Source organism: Syntrophomonas sp. (assembly GCF_028707975.1).
In the GTDB taxonomy this organism is placed as follows: domain Bacteria; phylum Bacillota; class Syntrophomonadia; order Syntrophomonadales; family Syntrophomonadaceae; genus Syntrophomonas.
In genome coordinates, this window is the sequence record NZ_JAQVZX010000117.1 from 1 (window position 1) to 4,846 (window position 4,846).

The 4,846-nt window shown below is 46.5% G+C and carries 6 protein-coding genes; 4 read left to right on the forward strand and 2 right to left on the reverse strand.

Going from position 1 to position 4,846, the window contains the following annotated elements:
• Positions 1 to 834 (forward strand): hypothetical protein (locus PHP87_RS10625; RefSeq protein ID WP_299921174.1); only part of this gene is annotated, 834 nt, incomplete at its 5' end.
• Between the two features lie 45 nt (positions 835 to 879).
• Here PHP87_RS10625 and PHP87_RS10630 read toward each other — a convergent pair.
• Together PHP87_RS10630 and PHP87_RS10635 are read right to left on the reverse strand one after the other, a co-directional pair.
• A complete protein-coding gene (locus PHP87_RS10630; protein WP_299921176.1) occupies positions 880 to 1,914 on the reverse strand; it encodes a PLP-dependent cysteine synthase family protein in 1,035 nt (344 codons plus the stop codon).
• Positions 1,915 to 1,991: 77 nt separating this feature from the next.
• Positions 1,992 to 2,612 (reverse strand): hypothetical protein, encoded by a 621-nt coding sequence (locus PHP87_RS10635; RefSeq protein WP_299921178.1) that lies wholly within the window; start codon positions 2,610 to 2,612, stop codon positions 1,992 to 1,994.
• Positions 2,613 to 3,057: 445 nt separating this feature from the next.
• Between PHP87_RS10635 and nadD the strand changes: the two genes are divergently transcribed.
• The 3 genes from nadD to rsfS all read left to right on the forward strand — a co-directional run bounded on the left by nadD (position 3,058) and on the right by rsfS (position 4,744).
• The gene (gene nadD, locus PHP87_RS10640) at positions 3,058 to 3,690 is read left to right on the forward strand and encodes a nicotinate-nucleotide adenylyltransferase (RefSeq protein WP_299921180.1); all 633 of its coding nucleotides are present in this window, start codon (positions 3,058 to 3,060) and stop codon (positions 3,688 to 3,690) included.
• A complete protein-coding gene (gene yqeK, locus PHP87_RS10645) occupies positions 3,677 to 4,249 on the forward strand; it encodes a bis(5'-nucleosyl)-tetraphosphatase (symmetrical) YqeK (protein WP_299921183.1) in 573 nt (190 codons plus the stop codon). Before nadD ends, yqeK begins: the two co-directional genes overlap by 14 nt.
• Positions 4,250 to 4,387: 138 nt before the next feature.
• Entirely contained in the window at positions 4,388 to 4,744 is a 357-nt protein-coding gene (gene rsfS / locus PHP87_RS10650; RefSeq protein ID WP_299921185.1) for a ribosome silencing factor, read from the forward strand.
• Positions 4,745 to 4,846 lie beyond the last annotated feature (102 nt).

Sequence of the window (4,846 nt, forward strand, 5' to 3'; positions counted from 1 at the left end):
GAAGCGATTCTGATAATGAGCGTAGGCGAGCAGGCGATAGTTTTTATAACCCAGAATTCAGGCTGGCTTAGCACTATAGTTATATCTGTGATAATTATTCTACTTATGCTTTTCTTCAAACGACAAAGCGTGCGCAACCTCTTTGCTAGTTTAAGGGATAAAGCCTGGTGGGCCCATTTGAGTAAGGGAAGAATACTGGGACCCAGGTTGCAATTACTGGGGGAATGGCTAATAGCATTGGGGAGCGGAGCCTTTCTAAGCTTTTTCCTGGCGGGCTCCATTAAAGATATTTTAAACAATCGTTTATTTAATACCGACCAGGTTCTTAATCAATTATTTGCACCGGTAATCGGACCGGCCTGGGAAACGGTGGATTGGCTTTTCAATGGCTGGGTGTTGTTTCTTCTGGTGATACTTAGCAGCTATCTATTTTTACGGAAGGAAAAATGGGAAAGTGTGGTTTTCCTATTCTTGTCTCTGATTGGTTCCAGTACGGTACTCTGGGGGTTTTACCACATAATAATGGAGAACTACAGCCTTAATCCCTTCAGTTCCCATCTTTTTACCCACCCCACCCGAGTTCTGATAAACACTCTTTGGGCTTGCTATATTATCTGGCTGTCGGCCAGTAGAAAAACCCTGTGGCGGAAAGAAAAACTGGTGAAATTTTTGAGTGGGCTCCTGGTTTTGCTATTGCTGGGAATTAGCCGGGTATCGGCCGGCTTTAGACCCTCAGAAGTGGTGGTAACCCTGGCCATAGCCGGATTGTGGTCGGTGGTAGTCTGGATAATCTTTCTCTACCGCCACTCCCTGCGGGAAGACCAGGGTATCTGACCGGGGATGGTCCTTTTGTCAGATGCCCCCGGCCAGATATGAAGTTTAAATAATAATCTCAAAGTTATAGCGAGCGAGCTTATCCAGGTCCTCCTGGCTCAGTTGGTATTCCCGGTCTAAAAGCTGTCGCTCAGGCATGGTGCCGCATAGCTCGGTAGATAGGTAACGCAGGCCATTATCATTGATTATAGTAACTATGCATTGCATGTCGGGATATTTTTTAGCTACTTTTTTGGCGGCAGCTACATTAATTCCGGAAGAAGAACCGCAGAAGATCCCTTCTTTTCGGGCCATCTGCCGGGCGGTTTCCAGAGCCTCATCGGAGCTGACCAGTACGATGCCATCTATATACTGCAGGTCGAGAATTTCCGGAATCAAGCCGTCAGCTATGCCCTGAATCTTATGCTGCCCGATACGGCCGCAGGCCAGAATGGGAGAGTCTTCCGGCTCGGATACATATACTTTGATAGCGGGGTTCTTCTCTTTCAGGTATTTGGCGGTTCCGGTAACCGTACCGCCGGTTCCCTGGCACATAATGAAAACATCCAAATTTCCGGCTGTCTGCTCCCAGATTTCCGGTGCGGTATTGTCGATGTGGGCCAAAAGATTATCCTCGCGGTAGAATTGGCCCACTTCAAAAACCTGTTCACCATATTTCTGCTTTATGCGCTTTACTTCTTCCAGTACCAGGTCAACATCGGTTTCAGCCCCCGGGGTCAGTACCAGCTCAGCGCCATAGGCGGATATAGTCTTCTTCCTTTCGTCGCTCATACCCTCGGGCATTACTATTATTACCCGGTAGCCTTTGGCGGCCCCTACCATGGCAGCGGCAATTCCTGTATTGCCGGTGGTGCCTTCCAGGAGAATCATACCGGGCTTCAAGTCTCCCCGCTCTTCTGCTTCTTCAACAATCTTGTGCACCACTCTGTCCTTCAAACTGCCACTGGGATTCACATATTCCAGCTTGGCACAGATATCCGGTTTTAAGCCCTCTCCCATTTTATTTAATCTTATCATGGGTGTTCTGCCGATAACTTCCAGCACATTGTCAAATATCTTATTGTTTGCATCCCATTCCATTAAACTGCCTCCCATGTTTATTTTTCCTCATAATTATTCTGTAGAATTAATATTATTTCCTGTGATTATATTATAGCTTAGAGGGGCCAGTCAGTTCCATACTGGAGTTCTCGAAACAGGAAATACTTCTCCAATGAAGGACATTTAGCCAGGAAAGGAGCTGTAGTTGCGGTTTCCTGTTCAAAATGAATCAACAATTCGGCCAGAAACTCATCTCTCCTTTTCTCCTCCCTCAAGCTCAGGCCTTTTTCTTTCAGAATACCAGCTATTCGGTTGTTCAATTCTATTTCATAATCGGTCAGTGCAGAAAAAAATTCTTTCCAATGAGCCAGCTTCCCCTCCTTTTCCCAGGCTACGCCTGGGCAGACGAAATGGCGGCAGACCGATTCCCGCAAAGCCTGAGGGAGTAGACAACCGTCTGTTTTGGAGTGAAAACTGCAGCGGTAGCTCTGTCCTTCCGGGCGGTTATTAACGGTTACTGAAGCGTCAAGTATGGTGAGATTATCTAGGCTGAATATATAATCCAAAACCTCGGGTTTATGCTGGAGAAGATAAGCGAAATCACAGGGATAAAAGACTGGGGAATAGTAGCCGCAACAGCCTTTGTCATCCTGGCGCGGGCACTCGGCGCAGAGATCCAGTTCTATATAACTGCGCAGGCCCTGGTTGTGAAAAGTGAGTGCCAATTTTTTGAGCATGTTTTCCCTCTCTATCTATCTGTTTGAAACACAATCATTTCTATTATAAAGTTTTTGCCGGCCCAGGGAAAGATATATTAAATTCAGGTACTTTAGTGCAAAAAGTAATAAATATGCATTAGTGTGCATAAATATACCGCTCAGCTAGCTTAATAGCAACCGCAGGGAGCATCAGAAGTGCCCGCAGGGTGCAACCTTAAAAGCGATCGCAGGCTATGTAGGGAACGACCCCCGTGTCGTTCCGAATCAGGCGCAACAACCTTAATAGCGGCTGCAAGGCATTGTAAGGGCGGTCTTCGAGCGCCCGCTTTCACCTTCGCCAGCATTTTGTATATTCATGCCACCCTTTTGCAACAAAAAGGGTTTTTTGCAGTGGAGTAAGGATTTGCATTTTCTTAAGGGCGCGGTTATTATGAATTGGGAATAATGCGGGCAGGTGGTTAAATTGGCGAAGATTAGATCTCTGGGAATACTGGGAGGTACTTTTGACCCGATTCACTACGGGCATCTTATTGCTGCTGAATATGCCTGCCACAATTATAAATTGAACAAAGTTCTGCTAATACCTGCAGCCAGTCCCCCGCACAAGGAATTGGGACAGGTTTTATCTGCTGCACATCGTTATCAGATGGTAGAGATGGCGATAAAATCAAATCCCCGTTTGGAAGTATCCCCAGTGGAGGTGGAGAGGAGAGGGCTTTCCTATACGGTTGATACCCTGGCTTACTTTCAGGGAAAATACCCCGAGGTGGAATTTTTCTTTATAGTTGGAGCCGACTCGCTGTTTTTTATGCATAGCTGGAAAGAACCGGAGCGATTGGCGGAGCTCTGCCGTTTCATAGTGGTCACCCGTCCCGGATATAAGATTCAGCGAAGTGAACCGGCTCTGAGCAGGCTCCCGGATATTATTTGGGATAGAATGCTGCAGATGGAGATTCCCGGGCTCGATATTTCCTCCAGTGATATCAGGCAACGGGTAGCTGCAGGGAAACCTATAAAATACCTGTTGCCGCCCGAGGTGGAGGAATATATTTTTAAACAGGGTTTATACCGGGGGGATAAATATGCAAAGAGATAGGCAGCAACTTATAAATACTGTTAAACTAAGGCTATCACCCAATCGCTTTCAGCATTCGCTGCAGGTGGCGGAAACTGCATTACAAATGGCTGGACAATATGAACTAGAATTAGAAAAGGTATACCTGACCGCGCTATTGCATGACTATGCCAAGGGCTTATCGGGTCAGGAACTCTTAACGCTGGCGGAGGAGAATAATTTAATTGAGGATGAAGTTGACCGCGAAGTTCCGGATCTTCTGCATGCACCAGTAGGGGCTTTTTTGGTGAAAAGGGATTTGGGTATTGAAGATGAGGAGGTCCTAACGGCTATCAGCCGGCATACTCTGGGTTTTACAAGCATGAGTGAGTTGGATAAGATTATCTATCTGGCCGATATGATTGAACCGGGGCGGGATTTTCCTGGTCTGGAGAGGCTAAAGTGCCTTAGCTTCCGTGACCTTGACGAAGCTATGTTGTTTGGGCTAGAATCAACAATAAAATACTGCCTGGATCGAGGGCGGATTTTACACCCCCGTACCATTGAGGCCAGAAATCATTTTTTAAGAATACGGAGTTAATCTTCTTGCTTATAACCTTATGCCCTATTCCTTATGAACTTCACCGGTACCTGGGTTTAGCAGGGTATGGAGTATCAGATATATGCTGTTAGTGTTATTGGCCTGAGCTGTATTTTACTTAAATTAGGAGGGTTGTTTTTGCTAAACGAAGAGGAATTGGCCCAAGCAGTTGCCGCGGCTTGTTTGGACGAGAAGGCTGTTGATGTGGTAATTTTGGATGTGAGCGAGCTTACCATAATTGCTGATTATTTTGTAATTGCTACGGCCCGAAGCCGGGTGCAGGTACAAAGTATCGTTGAATTGGTACAAGAAAGACTGAAGGAATTTGACATATCACCTTCGCGGATAGAGGGCCTGGAGCAAGGGAGCTGGGCGGTGATGGACTACAGCTCCACCATACTACATGTTTTTCGCCCGGAGGAGAGGGAGTATTATGACCTGGAGAATCTCTGGGGGGATGCCAGAGAGGTCGATGTAAACGAAAGTTATGCCTAAATGCTTGTACGCGGAAAAATTTAAGGGGACAGTACTTTGGAGGAAGCCTCTAGAGCCTTCCAAAATACTGTCCCCTTTAGTTTGCGGCCATGGGGGGTTAGT

Coding starts and splice junctions, on each gene's coding strand:
- PHP87_RS10635 (WP_299921178.1), bottom strand. CDS start 2,612: ATGCTCAAAAAATTGGCACTCACTTTTCACAACCAGGGCCTGCGCAGT.
- yqeK (WP_299921183.1), top strand. CDS start 3,677: ATGCAAAGAGATAGGCAGCAACTTATAAATACTGTTAAACTAAGGCTA.
- PHP87_RS10630 (WP_299921176.1), bottom strand. CDS start 1,914: ATGGAATGGGATGCAAACAATAAGATATTTGACAATGTGCTGGAAGTT.